This window comes from Bradyrhizobium sp. Leo114 (assembly GCF_055229415.2).
The window spans coordinates 1-24,858 of record NZ_JBUYEN020000040.1 but is presented as its reverse complement, the minus strand read 5'-3'; the positions used below and the strand labels follow the sequence as shown (position 1 = coordinate 24,858).

21 protein-coding genes and 1 pseudogene are annotated in these 24,858 nt (G+C 62.2%); 5 read left to right on the top strand and 17 right to left on the bottom strand.

The window, feature by feature from the left end; translation table 11 throughout:
- Positions 1-58: 58 nt before the first annotated feature.
- The 15 genes and pseudogenes from ACZIRK_RS34395 to ACZIRK_RS34325 form a co-directional block, all read right to left on the bottom strand.
- A pseudogene (locus ACZIRK_RS34395) lies at positions 59-235 on the bottom strand (NYN domain-containing protein); the annotation flags it as partial.
- A gap of 101 nt (positions 236-336) precedes the next feature.
- On the bottom strand, positions 337-1,818 hold the full coding sequence (locus tag ACZIRK_RS34390; RefSeq protein ID WP_474418960.1) for an aldehyde dehydrogenase family protein: 1,482 nt from the start codon (positions 1,816-1,818) through the stop codon (positions 337-339).
- 59 nt (positions 1,819-1,877) lie between these two features.
- Entirely contained in the window at positions 1,878-3,209 is a 1,332-nt protein-coding gene (locus ACZIRK_RS34385) for an MFS transporter (RefSeq protein WP_474418959.1), read from the bottom strand.
- A gap of 73 nt (positions 3,210-3,282) precedes the next feature.
- Complete coding sequence (locus ACZIRK_RS34380; protein ID WP_028165737.1) at positions 3,283-4,089, bottom strand: enoyl-CoA hydratase/isomerase family protein; 807 nt, start codon at positions 4,087-4,089, stop codon at positions 3,283-3,285.
- Between the two features lie 29 nt (positions 4,090-4,118).
- The gene (locus ACZIRK_RS34375; protein WP_474418958.1) at positions 4,119-5,663 is read right to left on the bottom strand and encodes an AMP-binding protein; all 1,545 of its coding nucleotides are present in this window, start codon (positions 5,661-5,663) and stop codon (positions 4,119-4,121) included.
- Positions 5,656-6,174 (bottom strand): (2Fe-2S)-binding protein, encoded by a 519-nt coding sequence (locus ACZIRK_RS34370; RefSeq protein ID WP_474418957.1) that lies wholly within the window; start codon positions 6,172-6,174, stop codon positions 5,656-5,658. The genes ACZIRK_RS34375 and ACZIRK_RS34370 overlap by 8 nt, the downstream gene beginning before the upstream one ends.
- On the bottom strand, positions 6,171-6,986 hold the full coding sequence (locus ACZIRK_RS34365) for an FAD binding domain-containing protein (RefSeq protein WP_474418956.1): 816 nt from the start codon (positions 6,984-6,986) through the stop codon (positions 6,171-6,173). Before ACZIRK_RS34365 ends, ACZIRK_RS34370 begins: the two co-directional genes overlap by 4 nt.
- Positions 6,983-9,997 (bottom strand): xanthine dehydrogenase family protein molybdopterin-binding subunit, encoded by a 3,015-nt coding sequence (locus ACZIRK_RS34360; RefSeq protein WP_474418955.1) that lies wholly within the window; start codon positions 9,995-9,997, stop codon positions 6,983-6,985. Before ACZIRK_RS34360 ends, ACZIRK_RS34365 begins: the two co-directional genes overlap by 4 nt.
- A gap of 129 nt (positions 9,998-10,126) precedes the next feature.
- Positions 10,127-10,969: an AraC family transcriptional regulator gene (locus tag ACZIRK_RS34355; protein WP_028165742.1), complete on the bottom strand. Its 843-nt coding sequence runs from the start codon at positions 10,967-10,969 to the stop codon at positions 10,127-10,129.
- A gap of 90 nt (positions 10,970-11,059) precedes the next feature.
- A complete protein-coding gene (locus ACZIRK_RS34350) occupies positions 11,060-12,790 on the bottom strand; it encodes a thiamine pyrophosphate-binding protein (protein ID WP_474418989.1) in 1,731 nt (576 codons plus the stop codon).
- A gap of 50 nt (positions 12,791-12,840) precedes the next feature.
- Positions 12,841-13,608: an ABC transporter permease gene (locus ACZIRK_RS34345; RefSeq protein ID WP_028165744.1), complete on the bottom strand. Its 768-nt coding sequence runs from the start codon at positions 13,606-13,608 to the stop codon at positions 12,841-12,843.
- Complete coding sequence (locus tag ACZIRK_RS34340; RefSeq protein WP_028165745.1) at positions 13,605-14,444, bottom strand: ABC transporter ATP-binding protein; 840 nt, start codon at positions 14,442-14,444, stop codon at positions 13,605-13,607. The genes ACZIRK_RS34345 and ACZIRK_RS34340 overlap by 4 nt, the downstream gene beginning before the upstream one ends.
- Positions 14,445-14,463: 19 nt before the next feature.
- Complete coding sequence (locus tag ACZIRK_RS34335) at positions 14,464-15,504, bottom strand: ABC transporter substrate-binding protein (RefSeq protein ID WP_080663838.1); 1,041 nt, start codon at positions 15,502-15,504, stop codon at positions 14,464-14,466.
- Positions 15,505-15,583: 79 nt separating this feature from the next.
- A complete protein-coding gene (locus ACZIRK_RS34330; RefSeq protein ID WP_474418954.1) occupies positions 15,584-17,005 on the bottom strand; it encodes a UbiD family decarboxylase in 1,422 nt (473 codons plus the stop codon).
- 25 nt (positions 17,006-17,030) lie between these two features.
- Entirely contained in the window at positions 17,031-17,651 is a 621-nt protein-coding gene (locus ACZIRK_RS34325) for a UbiX family flavin prenyltransferase (protein WP_028165748.1), read from the bottom strand.
- A gap of 256 nt (positions 17,652-17,907) precedes the next feature.
- Between ACZIRK_RS34325 and ACZIRK_RS34320 the strand changes: the two genes are divergently transcribed.
- The 3 genes from ACZIRK_RS34320 to ACZIRK_RS34310 all read left to right on the top strand — a co-directional run bounded on the left by ACZIRK_RS34320 (position 17,908) and on the right by ACZIRK_RS34310 (position 21,691).
- Complete coding sequence (locus ACZIRK_RS34320; protein ID WP_474418953.1) at positions 17,908-18,879, top strand: LysR family transcriptional regulator; 972 nt, start codon at positions 17,908-17,910, stop codon at positions 18,877-18,879.
- Between the two features lie 114 nt (positions 18,880-18,993).
- Positions 18,994-20,235: an alpha-hydroxy acid oxidase gene (locus tag ACZIRK_RS34315; RefSeq protein ID WP_474418952.1), complete on the top strand. Its 1,242-nt coding sequence runs from the start codon at positions 18,994-18,996 to the stop codon at positions 20,233-20,235.
- 43 nt (positions 20,236-20,278) lie between these two features.
- Positions 20,279-21,691: an FAD-binding oxidoreductase gene (locus tag ACZIRK_RS34310; protein WP_474418988.1), complete on the top strand. Its 1,413-nt coding sequence runs from the start codon at positions 20,279-20,281 to the stop codon at positions 21,689-21,691.
- On the opposite strand, the gene ACZIRK_RS34305 is transcribed toward ACZIRK_RS34310, so the two are convergent.
- Positions 21,681-21,848 carry a hypothetical protein gene (locus ACZIRK_RS34305; protein ID WP_474418987.1) on the bottom strand — a complete coding sequence of 56 codons (168 nt, stop codon included), beginning with the start codon at positions 21,846-21,848 and terminating at the stop codon, positions 21,681-21,683. The two genes, ACZIRK_RS34310 and ACZIRK_RS34305, sit on opposite strands and share 11 nt — an antisense overlap.
- A gap of 14 nt (positions 21,849-21,862) precedes the next feature.
- On the opposite strand from ACZIRK_RS34305, the gene ACZIRK_RS34300 reads away from it, so the two are divergent.
- The gene (locus ACZIRK_RS34300; protein WP_245474622.1) at positions 21,863-22,018 is read left to right on the top strand and encodes a hypothetical protein; all 156 of its coding nucleotides are present in this window, start codon (positions 21,863-21,865) and stop codon (positions 22,016-22,018) included.
- A 54-nt stretch (positions 22,019-22,072) separates the two neighbouring features.
- On the opposite strand, the gene ACZIRK_RS34295 is transcribed toward ACZIRK_RS34300, so the two are convergent.
- Positions 22,073-22,609, bottom strand: a complete 537-nt coding sequence (locus ACZIRK_RS34295) for a ParB N-terminal domain-containing protein (RefSeq protein ID WP_474418951.1) — start codon at positions 22,607-22,609, stop codon at positions 22,073-22,075.
- 1,214 nt (positions 22,610-23,823) lie between these two features.
- Between ACZIRK_RS34295 and ACZIRK_RS34290 the strand changes: the two genes are divergently transcribed.
- Positions 23,824-24,624, top strand: coding sequence for a hypothetical protein (locus ACZIRK_RS34290; protein ID WP_474418950.1), 801 nt, complete (start codon positions 23,824-23,826; stop codon positions 24,622-24,624).
- Positions 24,625-24,858 lie beyond the last annotated feature (234 nt).

The window sequence follows — 24,858 nt, the reverse complement described above, 5'->3', positions numbered from 1 at the left end:
ATCGATCGGACTGGGCCGCTCGCTCCGCGGGCTTCCGTTGAGCGGGGCGCTCGTACTAGTCGCGACCGATCAATGCTCGCATCGCATCAAGGTCCTGAAAAACGTCAGCCTGACGACGCAGCTCGTCAGCGACCATGGACGGATAACTCTTGATGGTGGATACAACTGTCACGCGCACGCCACGGCGCTGTACGGCTTCGACCAGCGAGCGGAAATCACCATCGCCAGAATCAAGTGAAAACAGGGCGCACTGCACTTTTTTTGATCACACGCTGACCATCCGACCGATCCGGAATCCGGCCCTGTTCACCTATCGCGTGACGCGCTGCCTGCCGGTCACCGATAGGCGTCAGTAGCGGCCGCTAGCGAGACAGTGCCGCAGTTCTGATAGATGTGCTTGATCTCAAGGAAGTCGATCAGCCCATCGTAACCGTGCAGCCGGCCTAGTCCGCTACGGCGGTATCCACCGGTTTCCGCTTCGGCAAACAGCCTGTTATGGTCGTTAATCCACACCGTGCCATTGCGCAAAGCGCGTGCGACGCGCATCGCGCGCGCGCCATCGTGGGTCCAGACGCTGGCAGAGAGGCCGTATTCGCTGTGATTGGCGCGGACAACCGCCTCCTGCTCATCCTCGAACCTCTCCAGAACGACAAACGGGCCGAAGATCTCCTCCTGCACGAAGAATCCCGAAGTATCGCGATGCGCAACCAGCGTCGGCGTCAGAAAGAATCCCTTGGCCAGATCTCCGTTCGGCCGTCCGCCACGCAGGACAACCTCGTCCGCTGCAGCCATCGCATCGTCGATCCTGTGCGAGACTGCGGCAAGCGACGCCGCATCGATCAACGGACCCATGTTCGTCTCTGCCGACAGGCCGGAGCCGATTTTCAGGTTTGTGAGAGAGGACCGCAGCGCTGCCTTCATCTCCTCATAACGCGACGCATGTACCAGAACACGCCGCGCCGCCGTACATTGCTGTCCGGAGATGATGGTCGCAGCGGCAGCGAGCTTTGGTGCCACGGTCGCGATATCTGCATCTTCAAAGACGAGACAGGCCGACTTCCCGCCGAGCTCAAGCGACAGTTTCTTCATGGTCGGCGCAGCCGCAGCCATGATGCGTTGCCCGGTCGCGTTCGAGCCGGTAAAGCTGAGCACGTCGACTTCGGGCGAAGTGACGAGATATTCCGCCACCTCGTGCCCCTGCTCGTTGACGAGATTGACGACGCCGGCAGGAAGCTGCTCGACGTCGCTAAGGCACTTGATGATCTCGGCAGTAACCAATGCCGTCTGCGGCGCGGGCTTGATCACCGCCGTGCACCCGGCGGCAAGGGCCGGCGTCAATGCGCGGATAAGCAACACCGCGGGTGCGTTCCACGGGATGATCAGGCCGGCGACGCCTGCCGGCTCTTTCAGCATCGTGGAGAACGTACCCGGTTCGACCTCGAGAACGTGTCCGGGGATATGACGCGTCAATCCCGCGTAGTAACGTATCTCCGAAACGCTGCCCTCGATCTCGCCGCGCGACTGCGCAAGCGGCTTTCCGTTCTCCAGCGTGAGAAGGCGCGCCAGTTCCGCGCCGCGCTGCTCCATCCGGTCCGCCCATCTCAGCATGACCAGCTGGCGAAGCCGCGGATTGTGCGACCAGCCCGCGCGCTCGAAAGCGCCGCGTGCGGCCGATACCGCCGCTTCCGCGTCTTTCTTTCCGCCGGCCTCGACGCGGCCGACCACCGCCTGATTGGAAGGATCAATGCTCGGCACCGTTTCACCGGAGGATGCCGGTTGCCAGACGCCGTCGATCAGATTGAGAGCATGAAGAGACATAATATCCGAACCTAACTTTCGATCGTGGCGGCGCGGCCCGACCGCGCCGCCACTAGTCCTCACTTGAAGTCGCCCTTGGTCTCTGGGATCACGATTGCCCCGATCAGGTAGATCGCGAAGACCGCAACCGAGAAGATGGCGAGCGATGTCGGAATCTGCGCGGCGCCGGCACTCACCAGCGACACGAAGGTCGGCATCATGCCGCCGAGCGCAAAGCCGATGTTCCAGGACAGCCCTGTACCGCTCGCGCGCACAGCCGTCGGGAAGCGCTCGTTCAGGAAGATCAGCACCGGTGCATAGCCGGCATTGCCGATGAAGGCGATCGCCAGCGCATAGAGCGTGATCTGCGTGATGTCCTTCGTCGCGGCAAGGCCCAGATAGCACAGCGGAAGCAGCACGATGGCACCTGCCCCGACCAGGAGAAAGGTCTTCTTCCGCCCGATCTTGTCGCTCAGCGATCCGATCAGAACCGCCGAGAAGAACGACGAGACGCTGGCGCCCATCAGAATCAGCGACGAGGTCTGGTTCGGGACCGCGTTGATGATCTTCAAGAAGCTCGGAAGATATCCGGAGGTCAGATAATAGCCCGCTCCGCCGCCGAACGTGATCAGGATATTGAGCAGCAGGATCCTGCGGTACTCTCCTGAAAAAATCTCCTTAACCGGAGCCTTGGACGCCTCTGCCTTACGTGTCTTCTGCTGCCGCTTCAGCTCCTTGAAGTAAGGCGATTCCTCGAGGTTCTTGAAGATGAACCAGCCGAGCAAAGAGCTCAGCAGGCCGGAGAAGAACATCACGCGCCAGCCCCACTCCGCGAAGGCTTCACCGGGAAAGATCGAGGAGGTGATCAGGAACACGAACGACGCCAGCAACGCGCCGATCCCGGCGCCGCCGCCACCCACCAGGCCGGACATCGCCCCGCGCCAATTTGCCGGCACAGATTCCGTGCCGATGGTATGGGTCGACGCCACCACTCCGCCGACGAAGACGCCCTGCACCAGGCGCAGGATCAGGAAGATGATTGGCGCGATCACGCCGACCTGGGCGATCGTCGGCAGCAAGCCGAAGGCAGCCGTGCTGATGCCGACACCGAAAATTGCGACCAGCATGGCGCGCTTGCGTCCGTGCACATCGGCATAATGGCCGAAGACGGCCGAGCCGAGCGGCCGCATCAGGAGCGTGACGGCGAACGATCCATACACTGCGGCCAGCGACAGCGCCGTATTGCTCGATGGAAAGAACAATGCGCCGACAACCGGCGCGACATAGAGCAGAATGAACAAATCAAAAAGATCGAGCGCCCAGCCGAGCACCGAGGCAATGATCGCGTTGACCATCTGTCGATTGTCTGCCGACGTCCGCACATTCGCGACGGACACGTCCATCTCAACCATATTTCCCTCCCCGTCGAAGATTGCCGCGGCGGCTGACCGCCGTCCGCGGCGTTGTTAGTCGTCTTCCTTGTCGTCAGCGCCCGACGAACTTGGGCGGACGCTTGGCGTTGAAGGCTTCGACGCCTTCCTTGAAGTCCTCGGACTGACGCAGCCGGCTGTAGCAATGGCCCTCGAGCTCGATCGCGATCGTGAGCGTCGAGTCTTCGGTGTCGTTCAGGAGCTTCTTCGCGGTACGCTGCGCCAAAGGCGAGAAGGTGCGCAGCTCGTCGACCAGCCGGTCCGTCGCCTTCTCAAGCTCGGCGTCCGGCACGCATTCGGTCGCAATCCCCCACTCCAGCGCCTGCTTCGCCGAGATCCGCTTGGAGCGCATCACGATGTCCTTGGTGCGGGTGATACCGACCATTTTCTGCAGACGTGCCGATCCTCCCGATCCCGGGATCTGTCCGAGCTTCTGCTCCGGCAAGGCGTATTGCGTGGTTTCGGAAGCGATGCGGAAGTCGCAGGCGAGCGACAGCTCGAATCCGACGCCGAAGCAATAGCCGCGATTGGCGACAATCACCGGCTTGGCGCAACGTGCGGGCGCCGCGATATTCCAGGCCAGTTTTGATACGTGCTCGGGGCTCGCTTCCATGAAGCCGCCGATATTGCCGCCACTGGAGAAATGGTCGCCCTCGCCCCGCAACACGATGACGCGAACACGCGGATCTTCGTCGAGCGTCTCGAAGGTCAGTCGTAGCTGATCGCGCTGCGGCATCGAGACGACGTTATAGGGCGGCCGCCCGAGTATGATGTCGGCGCGCTCATGCGCCTCGTCGATCTCGACCTTGAACCCATCGAGCTTGGCGAGACGGGGATCGGCAAAGGTGTACGGGGATGGCATGTGGTTTTCCTTTCGTTGGTGTCGTGTGATCAGGCGGCATCCGAGGGCGGCAGGCGCTCGGCTTCGTATTCTCCTGCGACGAGCAGACGCCGGAGAAGTTTACCGACCGGCGATTTTGGAATGGCATCGACAAAGACGTAGCGTCGCGGGCGCTTGAAATTGGCAAGACCGGAGGTACGGCAGAACTGCTCGAGCTCCGCCTCGGAGACCGATCGGTTGCGCTTGACGAAGGCGGCGACGATCTTGCCCCATTTCTCGTCGGCGAGACCGACGACTGCCACTTCAGAGACAGCGGGATGCAGCGAGAGGCAGCTTTCGATTTCCACCGGCGACACATTCTCGCCGCCGGTGATGATCATGTCATCGACGCGGCCGGTCACGAACAGGTCGCCGTCGGAATCGATGAACCCGGTATCTCCGGTAAAATACCAGCCCTCGCGCAACGCCTTGGCATCGGCCTCGGGCCGCCGCCAGTAGCCTTCGAATGCTTCGTCGCCGGCGAGCGAGGCGATGATCTCGCCCTCTTCGCCCGGTGCGGCAAGTTCGGCAATCGAACGAGCGTTGATCCGTACCACCCTGATGTGCTGGTTGATGCCGGCCTTGCCGGCCGAGCCGGGCTTGGCCGGCGCGTTCTGATCGATCGTGAAGGTGTAGATCTCGGAGCTGCCGTAATGATTGACGAACAGGTCCGGCTTGAACACTTCGCTCAACTTCTTGAGCAATCCATCCGTCATCGAGGCGCCGGCAAATCCGAGCTTTCGCACGCTCGATACGTCGGTCGCCGAGAACGCCTCGTGGTGAACGAGATCGTGGTAGAGCGTTGGCACCAGATAAAGATTGCTGATCTTCTCGCTCTCGATAAGAGCCAGCGCCTGGCGGCTGTCATAGCGCGGCAGGCAAATGAAGGTGCCGCCGATCAGCGACATCGCGAGCAAGGAGCGCACACCCATGGTGTGATAGAGCGGCATCACGCCGAGCGTACGCTCGTTGCGGCCATAGAGGTTTTGCGCGACATGCGCGATTGCCGCCGCGCGCTCGGCACGATGATGGCGCGGCACGCCCTTTGGTCTCGATGTCGTGCCCGACGTGTAGAGCATGATCGACCATGCATCGGCGCCGACCCGAGGCTGGGCATCAGGAGCGTCGCCTTCCACCATGTCCGCGAAAGCCAGATCTCCGTCGGCATTCATACCGACCGCAATGCGTTGCAAGCCGGCCGCGCGCGTGGAATTTCTCACGGCGTCGGCGGAGACATCCTGATAGAAGACCGCGCAGGCCTCCGCATTCTCGATGCAGAAATCGAGGTCGTCGGCCTTGGCACGCCAGTTGATCGGCGTGATGACGAGCCCTGCAAACTGGCAAGCCCAGTGCAGGGTCGCAGCCTCCCAGCGGTTCTGCAGCACGGTGACGACGTGATCGCCGGGCTTCAGCCCGATGCGATCGAACGATGCTACGAGCGCCGAGATCTTGCCGTACCACTGCCGATAGGTAAGGCGAAGCTCGCCGTCGACGATCGCAAGCGCATCCGGATCACGCGCGACGCTTGCAATGAAACTGCTGCCGAGATCAAGCATCTGACTTCTCTTGGGTGGTGGTGGCGAACTCGGCGGCCGCTTCCAGCGCCGCCTTTACGATCGGGGTGTAGCCGGTGCAGCGGCAGAGATGGCCGCTCAGGAGATCGCGGATATCGGCTTCGCTTGGCCCCGGATGCCGGCGCAGGTAATGGTCGAGCGACATCAGGATGCCGGCGGTGCAGAAGCCGCATTGCAAGGCGTGGTTGCGGCGGAACGCTTGTTGCAGGATGCCGAGCCGGTCGGGCGACGGGGCAAGCCCCTCGACGGTTTGGACCTCGCAACCATCGGCCTGTGCCGCCAGCGTCAGGCAGGAACGCGTGAGCATGCCGTCGATAATGACCGTGCAGGCACCGCAAACCCCATGCTCGCAGCCGACATGGGTTCCGGTTGCGCCAATCTGCTGGCGCAGGAAGTCGGACAGCAGCGTGCGCGGCTCGGCTTCGGCTTCAACCGGCCTGCCGTTCAGCTTGAAGCGAACCGGATGACGGCCATCGGCGCTGAGACGGGTCATTGCAGCACCTCGCGCACCAGATCGCGGCCGATGATCCGCACCAGATCGCGGCGATAGCGCGCGGTCGCGTGCACGTCATCGCGCGCGTCGAGCTCATAGGCAAAGCCGTTCAGCGCGTCGTCGAGCGCACTTCCGTCCAGGCGCGGCCAGTCCCGCGCCTGCGGAACATCGGCGACGCCGCCAACGGCAAAGCGGACACCTTTCGAGGTCGCAACCGCCGCGCAGGCCACGATGGCGAAATCACCGTGACGGCGGGCGACTTCGCGGAACGCGCATCGCTCGCCGGCCCGAGCGGGAAACGATACGGCTTCAATGAGTTCGTCTTCCGCCCGCGCAGTGGCCATCATGCCAAGAAAGAACTCGGTCGCTGCAACCCGTCGGCGCCGTCGCGCATTGCGCAGATGCACCTCGCCGCCGAGGGCGATCAGCGCGAGCGGCATCTCGGCGCTCGGGTCGGCATGTGCGATCGAGCCGCAGATGGTGCCGCGGCTGCGCGTCTGGACATGGCCGACCCAGGGCAACGCCCGCGCAAGAAGCGGCTGAGTCCGCGCCAGTTCCGGCCATGCGAGCAAGGCGGCCTGGCGCACGCCGGCGCCGATCGTCACCACTCCCGCTTGCTCCTCGATGCGGTTGAGCTCCTTCAGCCGCATGATGTCGATCAGGAGTCTCGGCTTGGCGAGGCGCATATTGAGCATTGCCATCAGCGATTGGCCGCCGGCGAGCACGCGGGCATTGCCGCCCTCTTTCGAAAGTCCCTCGAGGACTTCGTTGACGGATTCGGCGCGGACATAGTCGAAGGCGGCTGGTTTCATCGTCGCCCTCCAAACAGGCTTGCGAGCTTGGCGAGCAGCGCAAACATCGAGGTGCCGCCCGCCGGCGCCCCACCGCCGGCCTGGCGCGCAAGTGCCGCAAAGAACTGTCCGATGATCACGCGCGTGGCGCCGTCGAGCAGGCGGCCGCCGATGCTCGCGACCTTGCCGCCGATCGCTGCGTCATAGCTGTAGCTGAGCTGTGTGCCGCCTTTGCCGTCGGGCTCGAGCGTGATGCGACCTTCGGCGTTTCCGAAACCGAGTGCCCCCTCCGCTTTTCCGCGCAGCGTGACTGCGCGGGGCGGGTCGAGATCAAACAATTGGACGTCAGCACGATAACGTCCGCTGACAGGACCGATGCCGAGCGTCACGTGGGCGCGGAAATGCGTGTCGGAAACCTTGTGGACCTGCTCGCATCCGGGGATCACAGCCTGCAGCGTCTGGGGATCGAGCAGCATCGTCCACACCTGCTCCGGCGCCCCGTTGACGGACGCACGGCCCTCGCCGCGCAGCCGGCGGTCTGCTTCGCGTGCAGGCGCCGCCTTCGATTGTCCCGTCGGCGGTTGGGGCTCCGGACCACGCACCAAATCGGCGAGCTTCGCCGGCACCAGCGGCAGCGTGACGTCGGCAAGGCCCAGCGCGTCGGCAACGGCATTGGCGATGCACGCCGGCGTCGACATGCAGTTGCCTTCGCCGACGCCCTTTGCCCCGAGCGGGGTGAAGGGCGACGGTGTCTCGATATGGATGATCTGCGGCTCGGGGACTTCGGTCGTCGTCGGCAGCAAATAGTCCGCAAACGTTCCGGTCAGAAAGCTGCCGTCCGCCGCATAAGCATATTCTTCATAGAGCGCCGCCCCGAGCGCTTGCGTAAAGCCGCCGCGGATCTGCCCGTTCACCATGCCCGGATGCAGGATGGTGCCGCAATCGTGCATGGTCACGTAGCGATCGATACGGGTCTCAAACGTCGTGCGGTCGATCTCGACGCCGCAAAAATCGAAGATGAAGCCGTGGCAGAGCGAGGAATTGATGCGATCCTGATCGTCCGGCGGGGTCAGCTCCGGCGGCGTCCAGAACACGGTTTCGCGAATGGTCTGGCCGGCATCATCAGGCAATGAACCCGGCGACCAATGACAGAGCGCCGCGACTCTGGAAAAAGCGATGCGGTTCTCCGGATTGCGCTTCGACGCGACGAAGCCGCCGGCGAACATGATATCTGCAGGCTCAACATTCAGCTGGCTCGCAGCGATGCGCGCAAGACGGACCGCGATCCGCTCAGCCGCCAACTTCGCGGTCCCGGCTACGGCGGCCGCAAACCGGCTCGCATAGTTTCCGGAGGCGATCGACCAGGCATCCTTGGCGGTATCGATCTCCGTATTGACGCGAACATCCTGCGGCTTGAGGCCGAACACATCGGCCACCACCTGCGACAGCACCGTGCGATGACCCTGCCCTTGTGGCACGGATGCGACATGGACCGTGACACCCCCGACGGGATCAAGCGCAACCGTTGCGGTTGCCTGCGCGCCATTCTTCGGTCCGGCCTTGCGACGTTCCGCCGCCGTAAGCACCGTCGTGATATAGCCCATGTTGGAGACGCTGGGCTCAACGACAGCCGTAAAGCCGATGCCATAAAGGCGGCCTTGCGCGCGCGCCTCATCGCGTCGCGCCTTGAGTTCCGCGAGTTGGCCCTGCTCGACAGCTCTGGCGATCGCCTCCTGATAGTTTCCGGAGTCCAGCAGCGCACCGGTCGCCGTGCGATAAGGAAAGGCGTTCGCCGGAACGAGATTGCGCCGGATCACGTCGAGCGGATCAAGACGGAGGCCGATCGCAATCCGCTGCACCAGGCGCTCGAGCGCGAAATAGACTTGCGGTCCGCCAAAGCCGCGGTTGAGGCCGGTCGGCGTCTTGTTGGTGACAACGACGCGGTTGCGCACCTTCACGTGGCGGATGTCGTAGGCGCCAGTGAGATTGCCATGCATGCGGTAGAGCGTTGCGGGTTCGGGTGCGCGCAGGTGGGCGCCGCAATCCTCGACCTGGTCCCAATCGAGCGCGAGGATCCTGCCGTCCGCGGTGACCGCGGCTGAAAGCGTCGTGGCGCGGTTGGTCGCCGAGACCGAGGCCGTCAGGTGCTCAAGGCGGTCTTCGATCCACTTCACGGGGCGCCCGACAGCGCGAGAGGCCGCGCTGATCAAAACGATATAGGGAAAGACGCCCTGCTTGACGCCAAAGCTGCCGCCGGAATCCGGTGGCGTGCGCAGCCGCACCCGATTGCCCGGCACCTTCAGCGCACGCGAGATCACGGTATGAATGCTGAAAGGACCCTGGAAATTGGCGAGGATGTCATAGGCATTCTCAGCCGCATCGTAGGTGGCGACGACGCCATAGGTTTCGATCGGCGTGCAGGAATTGCGCGGATAGCGGATGTCGATTGAAAAGCGATGCGTTGCTTCGGCAAATGCCTGCTCGGGATTGCCATAGGAAAAACTGCGGTCGCTGGCGAGATTGCCGGGAAAACCATCGTGCAGGACAGGCGCATCGGCAGCGAGCGCCGCCAACGGATCGACCACCGCAGCGCGCGGCCGGTACTCGACGTTGATCAGTTCGATCGCATCTTCTGCCCGGGCGCGATCGCTCGCGACGACCACAGCGACGGGCTCGCCGACATAGCGAACCCGCTCGGTCGCAATCGGCCAGCATTCCACCGGCGCCTTCACGCCAACGACGAGGCTCGACGTCAGCGCCTTGACCTGCTCGCCGGTGAGGACAGCGGCGACGCCCGGCGCATGCCGCGCCGCCTCAGCGTCAACAGAGACAATATCGGCATGGGCATGTGGGGAGCGCAGGATGGCAGCATGCAGCGTCCCCGGTGGAGTGCCGAGATCGTCGATGAAGCGCCCGCGCCCGGTGAGCAGCGCGGCATCCTCGACGCGTTCGATCGAACGGCCGACCCAAGGCCGGTCTTTAGCCGTATTCTGATCAACCGATGATGCGGACTGAACCGCGGCCTCCGCCATTCCGACGCTCCTCTCCATCGCGCTCTCTGACGCGACGTGGAGCAGTTGTCAGAATGTCAGCCATGCGGGCCATACCGCCCGATCTCACGACCTACCAAATCGTCTCATTTCGGAGTGTGCGCCGCAATATCAACTTGCAAGCCGCGAGACGTTGCGAAATTCGCGCGGGCCGACTCCGGCGTGATCGCGGAAGAAGCGGGTGAAATGCGCCGGCTCCGGAAAGCCGAAGCGCTCACTGAGATCAGTGACCGACGTATCCTGGTGGATCACGGCATCAAGCGCCCGCTCCATCCGCACGACGTTCAGATAGATCTTGGGCGAAACCCCGAGCGAGGATTCAAACAGGCGGAAGAACTGCGCCCGCGACAGCCCTGCGCCCTTCGCGAACTGATCGACATTGGCGTGGGCTCCCTCCTGCGCGCGAATCACTTCCGTCGCGCGCCGGATCCGCCAGTCGCACGACATCGCGTTCATGCCGCGGATGGAATTGGGAAAGCTCCGCCACGGTGTGAAGCGTTCGATCACCGCGATCATCAGGTCCGAGAGGGTCTGCTCATGGGCACGGACGCAGTCCGGATGCGACATCATGTCGGTGGCAAGATGCATCGTGAGTTGCCGGATCCGCGGCGAGACCTCCCCGGACGGCTGATCGAAGAAACCCGGCGCGCCGCTCGCGGCCCATCCGGGCCGGAACTCCTTCAACCATTCAGGTTCAATATAAAGCGCCAGAATGAGGGTCCGCGGCCGCGCGGGATCGTGAACATAGGCGTGCGGCTTCCAGCCGTCGACGAGCACGGCGCATGTGTCAGTCAGCGGATAGACCCTATCTCCCACCAGGAACTGTGTATCGGCGCCTTCGACCTTCAGCAGGACATGGCAATGCGGATGCGCATGGCGCACCAGGGAACGATCCATATCCAGCAGCGCGACCCTGCCGAAGGCGCCATGAGCGATGCGCAGAGCTGTCGACATCAAGGCCTCCCTTCAGACGTCGTTGTTGCTTCCTTTCCCGTCAGCACAAGTCGAATGATCTGTCAATCCGAGAGCAGCCACGGCACGCCATCATCGTTGCGGAGCAACATCGCGCGCAGCGAGCGCACGCTCGCGTAATTGCGTCAGCGTTGCAGTGGGCGTAATCGCTTCCGGATCGATCCTGAGCTCCAGTATCGCGGGTTTGCTTTTTTCATCGGCGAAGGCCCGGGCCCGCGCAAACGCTGCGGCAAAGGCATCGGTTTCCAGCACAAGTTCACCATAGCCGCCAAAAGCCCGCGCGAGCGCTGCGAAATCCGGATTGTCCAGCGCCGTCGCATGTACCCGTCCGGGATATTCCTTCTCCTGGTGCATGCGGATCGAGCCGTACATGCTGTTGTTGATGATGATCGCGATGACGCCGAGGCCGTGTCGCGCCGCCGTGGCGAGCTCGTTCGCGCTCATCAGAAAGCAGCCGTCGCCCGCAAAGCAGACAGCAGTGCGCTCGGGATGCGCCAGCTTGGCGGCGATTGCCGCCGGCAGGCCATAACCCATCGATCCAGAGGTCGGCGCAAGCTGGGTCCTGAAGCCGCCATAACGGTGAAATTTGTGCACCCAGATGGCATAGTTGCCGGCACCATTCGAGATGATCGCATCCGCGGGGAGCACCTCGCGCAAATGCAGCATCACTGCGCCCAGATCAACCGGGCCCGGCATTGATCCCAGCGTCTGGTCGGAGACGAATTCGGCACGGCCTGCCGCAACCCAGGCCTTCCGTTGCAGGCTCCTGGTTGCCTGCGATCCGTCGGACGGCTGCAGTCGCGCGACGGCCGCGGCAAACTCCGGCATGCCAGCGTTGACCAGGAGATCGGCTTGATAGACACGGCCGAGCTCGTTCGGATCGGCATGCACGTGAACGAAGCGCTGCGACGGCCGGGGCACTTCGAACAAGGTGTATCCGGACGTCGTCGTCTCGCCGAGCCGTCCGCCGATCGCGATGATGAGATCAGCACTGCGAATGCGCCGGACCAATGCTGCACTCGGTCCAAGCCCGGCGTGGCCGGTGTAGTTTGGATGGCGGTTATCCAAGATATCCTGCCGCCGGAAGCCCGCGACAACGGGCAGATCGAACAGCTCGATGAAGGTCTTGAGGTCCTCGCAGGCTCGCGCGTTCCACCCGCCGCCGCCGACAATAACAAGCGGCCGCTCCGCATCCGCTACCATCTCGACGAGCCGCGAGAGCTGATCAGCACTCGGATGCGCCGCAGATCGCCGATACGGCCTGGCATCCGCAGCCACGACCTCCTCGGCCAGCATATCCTCCGGCAGCGAGACCACGACCGGACCCGGGCGTCCCGAGACCGCGACATGAAAAGCGCGGCTGACCAATTCCGGAATGCGCTCGGCGCGGTCGATCTCCACGACCCACTTCGCCATGCCGCCGAACATCTGGCGGAAATCGACTTCCTGCCACGCTTCGCGTCCCAGCATGCCGCGGGCAACCTGCCCGATGAACAGGATCATCGGCGTCGAATCCTGCGAAGCCGTATGCACGCCGATCGCGGCGTGGCTTGCGCCGGGCCCTCGTGTCACGAAGCAGATACCGGGCTGCCCGGTCAGCTTTCCATAGGCCTCGGCCATGTGAGCCGCGCCAGCCTCATGACGCGTCACGACGGTCCGGATCGCGTTGCCGTCACCGGCCAGCGCATCGATTGCGGCCAGAAAGCTTTCCCCCGGCAGGCAGAATACCGTGTCGACGCCGTGGATCTTCAGCGTATCGATGAGGATTTCGCCACCGCTGCGCGGGCCTGAGGTCGTCAACATCGATCGTTGCTCACCCGACGATTGCTTGATGACAGAAAGCTGGCCATCGATCATGCCCTTCGTTTCCAGGGAATGAGACGATGTTCGATCTCATCGAGCACGATCGAGAACAGGAATCCGAGCACCGCGATCACGAGAAGCCCGACATACATCGTATCGACCGTCAGCACCTGCCAGGCATTCCAGATCATGTAGCCGACGCCGTCATTGGCGGCGACCATCTCGGAAATCGCGATCAGGATCAGCCCCATGCCGACCGCCAGTTTGACACCGGCCATGATCGAAGGCAACGCTCCGGGCAAGGCGATGGTCCGAAACACCTGCCACCGGTTGGCCCGGTAATTATGCCCGACATCGAGATAGATCTTGTCGATGTTGGCGACGCCGACCACCGTATTGATGATGATCGGGTAGAACGCACCCAGCGCGACCATGACCACCTTCGACATTTCGCCGAGACCGAAGATCAAGAGCACCAGCGGGAGGATGGCGCTCTTCGGGATCGGATAGGTGGCCGAGATCAAGGGATCGATCGCTGCACGCAGCGGCCGCGATATGCCCATGGCAAGACCAAGGAACAACGCGGGCACGCCGCCGAGCAGCATGCCGAGCGCGAGGCGTTTGAGACTTGCGAGGACATTGGCGCCAAGCTCGCCGGAAGCGACCAACGCGGCAAACTGATGAACGATGGCCGATGGCGGCGGAAAGAAGCGCGCATCGAGAAGCCCAAATCGGGCCGCGAGCTCCCAGAGGCCCAACAGCACGATGGGCGTGAGGACACCGACTACCCTGTCACGGCCTTTGACCTCGGCGCTCATGCCTTCTCTCCTTCCGCGTTTTGACGCGCGCGCTGTACCTCCTCGCGCAATTGCTCCCAGATATGGAACACGAGATCGCCATAGGAAGGTTTTTGCCGGAGTTCCAGCACATTCCGCGGACGCGGAAACGGCACATCGAGCACGGCCTTGGCGCGCCCGGGATTGGCGGTCATGATCATGATGCGGTCACCGAGCGTGACTGCTTCGTCGACGCTGTGGGTGATGAATACGACCGTCTTCTTGGTCGCTTCCCAGATCCGCAGCAATTCCTCATGAAGCAGCAGCTTGTTCTGCTCGTCCAGCGCCGAGAACGGTTCGTCCATGAACAGGATTTCCGGATCATTCGCGAAGGCTCGCACGATCGACACACGCTGACGCATGCCACCCGATAGCTGGTTGGGATAGCGGTCGCGAAACCGCCACAGGCCGATCCGCTCGAGCCACGTGCGGACCGTGTCGGACACCTGCGCCTCAGGGACACGCCGCATACGCAGGCCGTAGGCGGCATTATCGAACACCGTCATCCAGGGGAACAGCGAGTCGCCCTGGAAGATCATGGAATTGACCGGGCGTTTCTCATCGGTCCTGTTGACGGCGACGGTGCCTGAACTCTGAGTATCGAGCCCGGCAAGGATGCGCAGCAGTGTGGTCTTGCCACAGCCGCTCGGGCCGACGATCACGAAGAACTGCCCTTGCGGAATATCGATGGTGATGCCGTCGAGGGCTACGAAACCCGACGATCCGAAATATTTGCTGACACCCGAAAGGGACAGTTGCGGCGTCGACGGCACCAGTTCCGGTCGCCCCTGCTTATTCAACACGTTCGCAATAGCCATGACGTATCCTTCTTTGCCGTCAGTTTTCGGCAGGCTTGTAGGAGCCGAGCTTCTGCACCGCCTTGTCAGCAAACGAGGCGTCGACGACGTCCTCGACCTTGCCCGGCCGCTCCAGATAGCCGTTGTCGGCAAAGAACTTCAGATCGTCCGCCATGCTCTTCACGTTAACCTTGCCATCCGGATCAATCCCGTTCGGCACCATCTTCTTAAACAGCTCCGGATCCTTCAGGCCGGTGCTTTTCATGATGGTCTGAATCACCTGGTCGACGCCCTTGCCCGTGAATTTTCCGCCAGCGGTGGCATCGTTGTAGATGCGCGCCGCCTTGAGGTAGGCGACCATGAACCGCTCGGCGACGGCCGGACGCTTGGCGATGAAGTCACCGCCATAGAGCAGCACGGCAACCTGCTGATCCGGATAGCCATCCGCCACGAACTTCACGGCGACGCCGCTATTGATCGCCTGCGTGACCGACGGCTCCGTCGTGATCGCCGCGTCGATTGCACCGGTGGTGAAGGCTGCGATCTGCTGGGGATAGTTGATATAGTTGTGCGTAACGTCCTTGTAGGTCAGCCCTGCACCACCAAGGATGTGGCTGAGCTTTGCATTGGTCGCGGCTCCCGGACCAACCTCGCCGAATTTCATTCCTTTCAGGTCTGCAACGGTCTTGACGGTGCCGTTGTCGACCAGCGCCTTGCGGACGAGCAGCGGCATGTAATCGTAAGAGCGTGGCGTCGAGCCCTTATCGGCTACGACCTTCACATTGATGCCGCGCGCCACCGCATTGTAGAGCCCTGCGGAAGATGCGCCTGCGCCAACGTCGATCTGGCCCGCACCCAGTGGCGCAATCATCTTCGGTCCGGAATCGAAGCTGACCAGGGTGACGTTGAGATTCTGTTCGGCAAAGAACCCGCGTTCGGCGGCAAGGTGAAAGACAACATCGCTGACCACGTTGTTGATGGCGACCTTGACGTCATCGGCCGCTTTCGCCCACGTGGGCACCAAGCTCGATGCCGCCACAGCACTGAAAACCAAACTCGCACGGATCATCCTAGAGAGCATCAATCACCTCCCAATGTTACCTGCGACCGCACTCTTGCGGGCGCGCTGCGTTGTTAACGTGTTCGGATCAGCCCCTTGCCTATCGCGCTCGTGCAAGAACGCGGGAGAAGGCGGCATTCGGATCTTTTTGCAAGACCGTCGCGAGGTCGACCTCTTCTTCGCCCTTGACATGGATGCGCTTGAAATCGAGCTCGGGCGCATCGACCGGCACGGTCGCGTCGAGCCCCATCTTGGCGCTGATCCCTTTGTCGGTTGTCGGATCGAGCTTGGAGCCGAGCGCGCCGGACACGACCAGGAGATCGCGGTCGGCCTGGAAGCGGGTGGCGACCGCCCATTCGATCTCCTCGGAATCACCAATGTCGACATCCTTGTCGACGACTATGACCTGCTTGATGTCATAGTGAGCGCCGAAGGCAGCCATGATGATGTTCTTCGGCTCGCCGTCGGCAATCTTGTCGATCTTGACCGCAAGATGATACCGACAGGTGCCACCCCGGGTGAGACGTACATCGAGCACGTTCGGGAAACTGCGCCGCAGATGCTGCACCAGCGTCGCCTCGCGCGGTACGCCGCCGAGAATGAGATGCTCGTAACCACCGCCGACGATGGTATGGTAGATTGGCTGAGCGCGGTGAGTGACCATGTCGACCTCGATCACCTCGCGATCCGCACGCGGCCCGTAGTACTGGGGAAATTCGCCGAACGGCCCCTCTGGCTCCCGCACGCGGGGAAGAATTCGTCCCTCGATCACTATCTCCGCATGGGTGGGAACGCGGACCGAGTTGGTCTTGCATTTCACGACATCGACGGGGTGACCGAGCAGCGCGCCGGCAATCGCCATCTCGTCTTCGTCCAGCGCAGCAATCGCCTGCGACGCCAGGAGCAGGGCCGGATGAACCCCAATGACGATGGCGATTTCGAGTGCCTCACCAGCTTCCTCAGCCATGCGGAAATAGGACAGCGTGTGCCGTGGCAACAACAGAACGCCGATCCGGTTCGGACCGCTGATCTGGCAGCGATGGATCGAGACGTTCTGAATGCCGTTGCGCGGATTGCGCGCTATCAACAGCCCCGCCGTGATGTAGGGCCCGCTGTCGCGCTCATTATGTTTCGGGATCGGCAGCTGCCGGAGGAGATCGACCTCGTTGTGGACAACCTCCTGCACCGGCCCGCTTGCCACTTCACGGCTCGGCAGCGGATTGCGCGCCGCCGCGAGGAAACGCGTCAGCAATTGCTCCTCGCCGACGCCGATGGAATCGGCGACCCAGTCGCGAGCCGCGAACAGATTTGAGACCACCGGAATGTCGTGCCCGCCGGGCTTTGGAAACAACACCGCGCGGTCACGCTCCAGCCCTTTCGAAACGGCAGCGAGCTCATCGGCAAGCCCCACTCCCTCGCGGGCGACGGCGAGCTTGCCGCGCTCGGCGAGGTGAGCGAGCCATGATCGCAAGTCTTTCGGCGCCTCCGCCGCAGCGGCTCTGGCCAGGTTCTCGGTCCGCATATGGCGATCCTTTCCGTGGTCTTCTTCAAGCATAGGGAGCAATTTTTCGCGGCGAACGACGCTTCAATGCCTCGTCCTCGCCCCAGCGGCGCACCACGCCGATGTCGATGTCGAACAGGTCGAGCACGCGCCCGACCGTATGCTCGACCATGTCGTCCAGGCTGTCGGGCTTGGCATAGAACGCCGGCACCGGCGGCGCGATGATCGCTCCCATCTCTGAAAGCGCGGTCATGGTACGCAGATGGCCGGTGTGCAGCGGCGTCTCGCGCACCATCAACACCAGCCGGCGACGCTCCTTGAGCACAACGTCGGCGGCCCTGGTCAGGAGCGTGGTGGTGACGCCGGACGCGATCTCCGACATTGATCGCATCGAACAGGGCGCGATGATCATGCCAGCCGTGCGGAACGAGCCACTGGAGATCGAAGCCGCCATGTCGTCGATGGCGTGGCTGAAATCGGCCAGCACCTTCACCTCGGCGATCTTCAGGTCGGTTTCATAGGCGAAGGTCTGCTCCGCCGTCTTCGACATCACCAGGTGCGTTTCGACACCGGCGTTGCGGAGCAATTGCAGCAAGCGCACGCCGTAGACGACGCCGGAGGCTCCGGAGATGCCGATAATCAGCCGTGAGGGCGTCCGATCCTGCATGACGTTTCGCTTCTGCTCCCTGCTGCCGCGACGCAAGTGACGCCAGGCGTCGCGGCCATCGAAATGAATGTTGTTTGCCTGGACGGTGCGGTGCCCCGATTTCGGGCTGCAGGCGCGTCAAGCTGTTTGAACGGACAGTAGAGGCAAGCTAAGATCAGTACAAATAATGATTGATGATAAACTCAATCATCCAAAATGATGCCCAGCGGCAGCCTACAGCACCGGCGCGTCGTCGAGGACAGGAAGGAAAAAACCAATGGAACTCAGGCAGATGCAATACTTCCTTTGCCTGGCGGAAGAGAGGAACGTGACCCGTGCAGCCCGTCAGCTCAACATCGTACAGCCGGCACTCAGCATGCAGATCGCCAAACTTGAGGCCGAGCTTGGCCAAAAGCTGTTCGAGCGGAGCATCAACGGAATGACGCTGACGGTCGCCGGCGAAGCGTTCTCCCGGCTCGTGTTTCCCATCGTGCGCGACGTCGAATATGCCAAGCAGGAAATGGCGCGGCTCAACGGCCGTATTTCCGGCCGGGTGTCGGTCGGACTGATTACCTCGGTGGCGCAGAGCACGATGGCGAGTTCGTCCGCAACCGTTGCGCATCTCTATCCGGAGATCACGCTTTCGGCCTGCGAGGGATACACGGAAACCTTGACCGACTGGGTGAATTCCGGGCAACTCGACTTTGCGCTGATCAACGTGCCGCGCCGGCGGGTTTCGCTCGCCACGCACCATGTAATGGACGAAGAGATGGTGTTCGCCTGCCGAAAGGATGCGCCGATCAAGCCACCGACCAACCTGCGTTTCGGGCATCTCGCCGAGTTCGACCTGGTCATGCCATCGAAACGGCACGGCCTGCGCATGATCCTCGAGGAGCACGCCACCACGGCCGGCATCGAATTGAAGCCGAGGCTGGAGCTCGACACGCTACCCGCGGTGTGCGACGTGATCGCCACCACCAATCTCGTGACCGTGCTGCCTACGATTGCACTTCAACAGTCGCTTGCGGACGGCAGGGTGAGAGCGCACCGCTTTGCCGAACCGCGCATCGTCCGATCGATCGCCTGGGTTCATCATCCGCGCCGAATGGTGTCCGCCGCCGCCAGAGCCGTGCTGGACATCATCCGCCACGACCTGCTCGAGGCCGCGACATCGGCAAGCAACTATGTGCAGCCGGCTTCCGGAGATACCGGAAGGCGCCGGGCTATACGGCGCACCACGTCGCGGTAGCCATCCTGCCGGCAATCATCAGAAGCTATCGCGGTCATCATCTCTAATTATTTGCGGTGATGACGAGACGCATCCTATGAGAAGCGGGGGTCACGCAACCAAGGACGCTTTCTCATGACCGGCGATCTTCGCCGCTCCTCACCGCGCACGCAAGCCTGGGGTGCCGGCAGCGGAACAAGCCCCGAGGCTCGCTTGCGTCAGCGTTTGCCCACGCTGGATGACATCGAGCGCCGCGCCCGTCGCCGCATCCCGCGCTTTGCCTTCGATTTTCTCGACGGCGGAACGGGTGACGATCTGAACACCCGGCGCAATCGACTGGCGCTCGATGCGGTGGAGCTGGTCCCCCGCTACGGCAAGCCTGGTCCCGTTAGCACTGAGGTTGAGCTGTTCGGCGTCCGTTGCGCGGCGCCGATCGGCATCTCTCCTGTGGGAGTCGACGGCATCATCTGGCCCGGCGCCACGCGGATGTTCGCAAGCGCAGCCGGCAAGGCAAGGATTCCCTACATTGCCGGCACGCTCGCCACCGCCACGATCGAGGATGTCGCCGAGCTTGCCGGTCCCTATGCCTGGTTTCAGCTCTACGGACTGCCGGCCGACGACCACGCCGTCACCTTCGATCTGATCAAGCGGGCGGGCGCGGCCGGCGTGCGGGTGCTGGCGGCGACGCTGGATGCGCCGGTTCGCTCCAAGCGTCCTCGTGATCTGCGCAACGGCCTGGTGGTCCCATTCCGTCCCACGCCAAGAACCATCCTGGATGTGGCTCTGTCGCCGCCGTGGCTGCTTGCGCTCGCCACGGCGGGTACGCCGGCCTTTCGCAACATGGAGCGTTACGTCGAAAAGCCGGCGACGCTGGCGAACACCGCCGGCTTTGTACAGAGCCAGATCAAGGGCACGTTTTCCTGGGATGTCATCAAGCGGATGCGGGATGCCTGGTCAGGCGCGCTGGTCGTGAAAGGTGTCATGCATCCCGAGGATGCCGAACAGGCGCTTGCAGCGGGAGTGGATGGCATCCTGGTCTCCAATCATGGTGGTCGCCAGTTCGATGCTGCGCCTGCTGCGATCGACGTCCTGCCCGCTATCGCTGCAAGGGTCGGGACCAGAGCCACCATCCTGTTCGACAGCGGCATACGATCGGGCCTTGACGTCGCGCGCGCTATCGCGCTCGGCGCCAGCGGTACATTTGCGGGGCGCGCATTCCTGCTCGGGCTCGGCGGACTCGGGGAAAGAGGCGCAGTCTATGTCGCCGGACTCTTGAAGGAAGAGCTGGAGACCGCGATGGGACAGCTCGGCGCACCATCGCTCGACGCGCTCGCGCAACTCACACGCCGCCACCGCGGCGCCTTTGACTTTACCTGACTGAAGGGGAGACGGCGTTGTGCACATCATCGCGACGGGAGACATGCTGACGAACGACCTTGGCGACCGACTGCGCGCAATTCTTGGGCCCCAAGGCCTGGCCGAGCCGAATGCTGAGTTCGAGCGCTATTGTGTTTCTTTCGACGGCGCGTTCCGGGGACCCGCGCAATATGTCGCGCGCCCCTCCTCCACCGCCCAAGTTTCTGCCGTTGTGACCGCATGCCGAAAGGCAGGCATTTCGATGGTACCTCAGGGGGGCAACACCGGCCTGGCGGGCGGTGCTCAGCCAATCGATCCCCGCAGCGTGATCATTTCGCTGGAGCGGATGCGCGCCCTACGCGCGGTCGACGCGCAGAACGACACCATAACGGTCGAGGCTGGGATGACGCTCGCAGAGGTGCAGGCGCACGCAGCCGATGTCGACCGGTTGTTTCCGCTCAGCCTCGCCTCCGAAGGATCCTGCCAGATCGGCGGCAACCTTTCGACCAACGCGGCAGGAACGCAGGTCCTGCGCTACGGCAACATGCGCGCTCTGACGCTCGGGCTCGAAGTCGTACTTCCCGACGGCAGCATGTGGAGCGGGCTGCGGGGCTTGCGCAAGGACTCGACCGGCTATGATCTCAAACAACTCTTTATCGGAGCCGAGGGCACGCTCGGCATCATCACGGCCGCCACACTGCGGCTGTTTTCGAGACCGCGAGACATCGTCACGGCTTTCGTTGCTGTCCCGACGCCGGCGGCGGCACTTGATCTCCTCCACCTTGCCCGCAGCCACGTCGGCGAGAGCCTGAGCGCGTTTGAGCTGATGCGGCGCGAATGCATGAAGTGGGTCTTGGTGGCATTGCCGGGACAGACTTCACCCTTTGCCGAGGAACATCCATGGTATGTGCTCATCGAGGCTGCCGGCCAGGGCGAGCCGGGTTCGCTGCGTGATCCGATCGAGCAAATGCTGTCCGAGGCGCTGGAAAAAGGCCTGGTGATCGACGGCGTGCTTGCGGATTCGGAGGCGCAGCGCCGCCGTCTCTGGGCCCTTCGCGAAGGCCAGGCCGAAGCACAGAAAGCGGGTGGCGCCGGCATCAAGCACGACGTCTCGGTCCCGGTGTCGCAGGTGCCTGAGTTCATCGCGCGTGCCGACGCTGCGCTGGCGGACGCAATCCCGGGCATCCGTCCCTTTGCGTTCGGCCATCTCGGCGACGGCAATATTCATTATAATCCGATGCCGCCGCTGGGCATTAGCTCCAGTCAGTTCAATGAACGTCGGAGCGAAATCAACCGGATTGTGCACGACATCGTCGCCGATCTCGGCGGTTCGATCAGCGCAGAACACGGCGTGGGCCAACTCCGTCGATCGGAGATGCTCCGCTACAAATCACCAGCAGAGCTGAACGCGCTGAGGCTCCTGAAGCAAGCCTTCGATCCCCACAATCTCATGAATCCCGGCAAAGTCATCGCCTAAGCCTGCCGACGCGACGCTTGGCTTTGCGTTTGCTCGATCGATCCATATCGATGCGAATGAAGTCGCCGCGATAGGTCACTTCGCCGAGGTAAATGACGCGATCGCTAGCGGTGTTGAAGACCCGCCGCACCTCCGCGACCGGAGAACCAAGCGGAATTTCAAGAAGCTTGGATGCTTCGAGATCGGCTGTACCGATACTCCGACAACACGATTACGAACTGGCTGCAGCAATCCACCGATTTCTTCATGGCGAACGCCGGCATCAAGGATTTCACCCCGGCCAACAAATATTTCGACCCGAGCCTTTACCTCAAGACGATTGCGTAGATGGCCACTAGCCCAAGCTTGCTCGAGGCCGGTGGGTCGCGGCGGAGCTGGCGGTTAATAACGACCGCCATTGCTCTTTTGTTGCGTGAGCCATTCCGACAACGTTCTTGGTGTCGATCCTGAAGTCTTGCGATCTAATTGGCTTCGTGATGCCTTGGGAACGTTCCGGATACCCTTCTCCGAAGGTTTTCGCAAAAGCTCTGCAGACTGCGTCTCTATGGCGGCCTCCGAAGCAGCGGCTAATCGCGCGGCAGCCTCCTTTTCGAGGCGCAGTTTTTTCAATCGCGCCATCTTGTCGCGCTCTGCTTCTGCTTCGGCGCTGTCCGACAAAAGCGTCTTTTGGTGCACGATCTCAGCCGAGACCAGGACCCCGATGACAGTTCCTTCGCCAAGAGCCTTGCAGGCTTCGAACCGATGCAGTCCCTCGACCAGAACAAACCGGCCTTCGTCGGGCCGAACGAGAATGGGGACTTGTTGTCCGATTTCTAAAATACTTTCCGCGATTTCTTGAACGAGCTCAGGCTTGAGTGCTTTCTTCCTCTTCACGGGAACGTAAATCTTGTCGATTGGGAAGCTTTCCGGCTTGGACATAGCTTCTACTCCGCAGTGACTGAGCTCAATTACCGAACCACCTGGCGGCGGTGGCAAGATTTTAGGGATGAAGCGCTCTACCGCCAAGGCAATTTCCGCGCGTCCCTCGCGCGACACCGGTCGGACGACCGCCCCTTTTTTGAGTCCAGTTTCCTATCGGCTGAGGAATCAAAACTGGTGGTGCCACGAACGAGAAGGCCCTGCTTCTAATTTGATTAGCCGATCGCATCCTTTCGCTTGCGAAACTCGACCGCGTGATCGCACGCGGCGATCTCAGAGCAAGGAAAACACGGCCACTCGGTGGTGGTGATGAGAAGCGAGATCGCGCGCTACATCGAGCAACGGCCCGACGTGAAACCACGCACTGAAGGGGTACGCAGTGATTGAGGTTTCAGCCGACTTAAACAGCGAGGGCGAGCGCTTTTCGAGTTTCTGAGGTTCGACTTCGTCAACGCAATCGATCTTCGGATATTTCGAACCGGTAAGCCATTATTTTACTGATGTTTTTTGACCTGGCTGGGGCGGGAGGGATCGAACCTCCGAATGGCGGAATCAAAATCAGTTTGATTATTCAATGATTTCAAGGTGCATTTGGAAAAAATGTCGAAAACGGCCTCTAATGATATCGATAGCTTGGCAGCCGTTTCCAAATGAAAAAGCTCGCCACCCATAGCCGTGCAAGCGCAGCGTTCGGTCACGGTTCGTCCCTTTGCGGGCATACAGGCGTAGTCGGCGCCAAGTCGTAGCGGCAGGTTACGTTCGTAGCGAGATTATCCGATTCCCCCCCGCTCAGGCCTAGCTCAATTCCGGCGCACGCCGGGACTTCAAGACCCGCGTCCCTAGCGCTTCCGGGACAGGCTGCCTCGACGCAAATGTGGCGACTATCCGTCTTCACAAACCTCACATGATTACGCGGCGGCGTAGAGTGGACGGCGGAGCAATGGAGCGCTCCGCTCAGCCGAGCCCGCCGTTGATGCACCGGCCGATGGTCGGGGACGACTGGGCGGGGCCGCCGTAACCCTCCATAGGCACGGACGAGGCATCGGCCCTCCGCCCAACCCCAGACGGCCCTCTGAGCGGCCTCCCGAGGCCGCTGAGCGCGTATGCCGGCGCCCATGGCGACGGCTAATCACTCTTCGAGCGGCTCGGCTACCATCTCTCGGTCGGGGGAAGTACGATTGCGGGGCGCAAATGGCGATTGGGCGTGCTGCGTCATGACGTACAAGCCGGAGGCAAGGCCAAACATGGATCGCAGGAAATTTATAAAGAGAGCCTCGGGACTGATTATTGCGGGTCCCTGCGTTATTCGTCCATCAGCGGCGGCCGCGCCGCCACCGTCTGAAATCACGATCCCGATGTCACTCAGCGACGCGAGGTTCGCCGGCAATGTTCCAGGACCCGGCGGTCCATTCTCGTCTGGTACGCAAGCCAACAAAGATTGGATCGACAGTCCCAATTACAAGAATGGCGATGCGTGCTTTGCGATCCAATCGAGCGGCTCTCTTGTAAGCAACTTTGTCCAGTGCCGAATCGATTGGCGTGAAGGTCCCCGCCAGAACGGCGGCGGCATCACGAATATGGACCAGTGCTTCTTTAATTGTGTCGCTAAGGTCGGCGATCACTCTGACGCATTCCAAGCGTACCCGTACCTGGGAGACAACGCGACGGTCAACTTCACCAATTGTAGCTTCAAGTGCTACAATGATAACGAGCCTCAGCCTGGCTTTGTCAGTTCAGATTGTATGCAGTGGGCTGATAATTTCTCGGGAACTGTAACTTACAACAACTGCATTTTCTGGAACGGCGATCGCACTGTTTTCATCTTCGCAAGTCCCGGCACGACAACCAATGTCGCGTTCACCAATTGCTATTTCGCTGCTCCGGGTGGAGCCCCTGGCTTCCGTATAGCGGCTGTCAGAACTGGAGTGCTCAACGTTCTGGCATGGAGCAATGTGCGCCTCGCGAGAGTGGTCGGCACGACCATCATTCCGGGTGCATTGATACGTTCGCCATAACGGCGGGGGTGCCATCGGTATGAATTTCGGAGGGGGTGGCCACGCTCTCGCCGCGCCTTTCTACGTCAATTCACAAGCCCTGGAGTCGCCCGGGCGCGATTTTGATAGGTCGCGGTAGGGACGCTGGTTTCCCAGCGCCCCCCGCTCAGATCCGTACGTGCGGAGCTACCGCATACGGCTCCTACCTTGGGTCATGACGTGTACCGCGGATTGGGATGCGGATGACAGGCGCGG